Source organism: Roseiarcus sp., from assembly GCF_052145395.1.
Classification (GTDB): domain Bacteria; phylum Pseudomonadota; class Alphaproteobacteria; order Rhizobiales; family Beijerinckiaceae; genus Roseiarcus.
The window spans coordinates 1-3005 of the sequence record NZ_JBKQOT010000074.1; the positions used below are offsets into that span (position 1 = coordinate 1).

At 63.4% G+C, this 3005-nt stretch carries 2 protein-coding genes; both read right to left on the reverse strand.

What is annotated here, in order from left to right:
* Positions 1–227 precede the first annotated feature (227 nt).
* A complete protein-coding gene (locus tag ACLP25_RS02555; RefSeq protein WP_442467671.1) occupies positions 228–1991 on the reverse strand; it encodes a glycosyltransferase family 9 protein in 1764 nt (587 codons plus the stop codon).
* A gap of 88 nt (positions 1992–2079) precedes the next feature.
* Positions 2080–2298 (reverse strand): hypothetical protein, encoded by a 219-nt coding sequence (locus ACLP25_RS02560; protein ID WP_442467672.1) that lies wholly within the window; start codon positions 2296–2298, stop codon positions 2080–2082.
* Between the last annotated feature and the right edge of the window lie 707 nt (positions 2299–3005).

Sequence of the window (3005 nt, forward strand, 5' to 3'; positions counted from 1 at the left end):
CGGCTCAGTTCCAGGGACGTGAAAATGCAGGCAAGATGGGTTTGGATAGCGATGGGCGCTTGAGCTTGGTCGGCTACGGTTGGCATGCTCGTCTCCAGAGTGCGTGGTTCGCAACCTCACTCTGCCCAAGCGTCGGTCGCTATCCACCTCCCCATGGGATCTTATGTGAGGTCGCCCTCCGTGACGCATAAACCTGCGCGTCGGCGACCTCACATAACCCTCCAGATTCACGCGCTTCGGCCCAACGCCTGCTCGACGGCGGCGAGAACGGGTTCGACTCTGATCGCCGCTATGCACGGGCTAGGCCCGAACTTTCCGGTCAGGCTGCACGGCAGGTCTTCATTGCGCCAGCAAGGAGCGCAGGCGAAACTTTCGTTGGCGTTGATCACCGTCGCCTGCCGATGGTGCCGGGTGAACAGTTCGCCGTCGGTCGGCCCGAACAGCGCGATCACAGGGACGTCGAAGGCGGCCGCCGCATGAAGAAAGGCGGAATCGACGCACACCATCGCGTCGAGCGCCGAAACCAGGGCGATCGACTCCGCAAGCGCCAGTCCCGCGGTCGAAGCGATTCCCGGGCTCGAGGCCAAGCTAGTCTCAACGTGATGAAAGACGATAAGATCGTACCGCTCGGCAAGCGCGGAAACAAAGCGTTCGATTTCCTGGTGATCCTTGTACGAATCGCGCGCGTACGGCTGAACGCCGACGATCGGCCGTGAGCCGAGGCCGTTGTCGCGAAGAAAGTCGTCGCGGAACCGGTTCTGCCCCTCGTCCAGGACGTACTCGACATGCCAGCCGTACGCGTCGAGGAGACGTCTGCCGACGCCCATGCTCGCGGCGAACAACTCCGCCCGCCCCTTCCGAACGAACGGCCTGCGTCGCGATTCGTATCTGGCGGCCGGGCACAAGGTCAGGTTGTACCAGGCCTTGCTATCGACGACATCGACGGGCGGACCATCGATGTCGATCAACTCGACATACGGGTTGTTGCGAAACAGGTCGAAGAATTTTCGCTCGACGATCAGCTTCACGCGGGTCACCCGTAGCTTGGAGAGCGCCCTGAGGCCCGCCGTCATGATCAAGAGGTCGCCGATGCCGCCCATCGCCCGTGTGACCACGACGTCGCGGTTGCGCGTCTGGCTTTCGGTCCAGCGAAGGTCTCCCCACCGCATTAGATAAAGGCACAGGCCCGCCGCCGACACAGCGACGGAGGAGACGACGGACCGCCAGATGCGGCGCAGAAACGATCCTCCCGGAACGCGCGCGCGAGCGGCCACGCGCGAAACCCGGATGAGAAGCCACGCGAAAACGCCGTGGCCGAGCTGCGCGGAACGATCGAAACCCATGAAGTTGATGAAGGTCGAGGCGATCGCGCGGACCGCCGGTGGCCATAGGCGCGCCGCGGTCCTCGCCCGCGCGACAGCGACCCTCCCGATGTCGTCGACCGCCCCCAGCGCCGCCTGGGCCTCGCAATCCAGACGCATGATCCTCAGAATGTCGTCGCGCCCCCCCTCGATCTTGTAAATGCGGTCCGCATAAGGCTGGATAAGAGCGCGAGCGCCGCCGGGATCGTTGAGCAGGAGCCGGGCCTCGGCGTGCAACATCCGAGCGCGCATCAGCTCGGACGGATACGAGCGGACGTCGGTTTTCTCGAAAGCCTCCAGGATTTCCTCGAAGCGCCGGACAATGCGCGGCTCCGCGGTGACGAAGGCGCGGCGATAGGAGTCGAAGACGAGTTTAATCGCGTCCACGAAGTGGGCGCAGTCGATCGGGCGAACGCGCGGATAGCCGGCGATCGTCCGGCCTTGCCGCTCCAAGGCGTCGAGAATCCGTTCCGCGCTGCGGAATTCGCCGGCGTCGGATTCATCGAGGAGTTTTGCAACGAGGTCCGAAAGCCCTCTCGGGCCGAGTTCGACGGCGTCCGGTCTCGCGACGCCGTCTTTCATGCGGAAATGCGGAGTCGCCGAGATCCGCTGGGACTCTCTTTGATTCATGTTGCGGTCCGCAAGGCGATGCCCGATCCGTCAACTCGATGAAACGCCGATACTGTCTGCGTTCCCGCAGCAGGCGGCGTCAAAGCGCTCATAGGGCCCCCCTCTGCCCACCGCCTTCAGGAGGCGTGATCCGCCTCAGGTGGACGCTGCGAAGCATGAGAAGACCCTCGATCGCGCCGGTCAGGAGTTGGAGACGAATTTCCACAGGGTCGGACGGATTGCGAATCTCGAATTCAATCTCGCAGCCGTAAACGCCCTGGGGCGGAAGCTTCGCCTTGAGGATCGCCAGCACGCTTCCGGCAACCACGTCGATCGCGATCTGGTTGTCGGAAAGGCACTCGCTGACCTCGAGAACCAGATCGGCCCGCCAACGTCAATGGGAAGCGCAAAATAGGGCCCGTAGTAGATAAATCGGGCCGGACCCGTCAGGTCGATCGGTCCGACGGTCAAACGGTCGGGAAAATCCGGGCGCAAAAGCGCGAAGGGCGGCCATTCCAACACATCCAGCCTTCGGCCTCGGACGATGGATCCGTAATGCGGCGCCAGAAGGTCGATGAGCTCGTTTTCCAGCGGGCTCCTGCGCTCGAGCGCTGCGCGGGCAGGCCCGGGCGCAGGCAGCGTCTGGGCAGCGTAAGTCTGCAAGCTTTCCTCTCCTTCTCCCGTTCGCCCCAAGTCGGCGAGAACGGCCCGAGTCGCGGCCGCGTCCAGAGGAAGCCGATAAAGTTGCGCCAGGGTGGCGATAAGCTCGTTCAGTCGCACGGCCGGGTCGTTGACGACGAGAGAAGACGGGGGAGGCGCCGTGATGACCGGCTCGATATTCACCAATCCCATCGACGCGAAACGAGCGGCGTCGACCCCGCCGTAGTCACGCGAAACCACGGAATAGTGCGCGATTGCGAGAAAGTCGTCGGCGCAAATGACGAGCGGCGTCTTGATCTCCGTGTACGCCGGCAGGACGTCCGCTTCAGGGTATAGCGGGAATCCTCGGACATCCGAAAAATCGTTTGACCGAAT

Bases quoted from the DNA above. Each gene is read 5' to 3' on its own strand.
- ACLP25_RS02555 (WP_442467671.1), bottom strand. From the start codon at position 1,991: ATGAATCAAAGAGAGTCCCAGCGGATCTCGGCGACTCCGCATTTCCGC.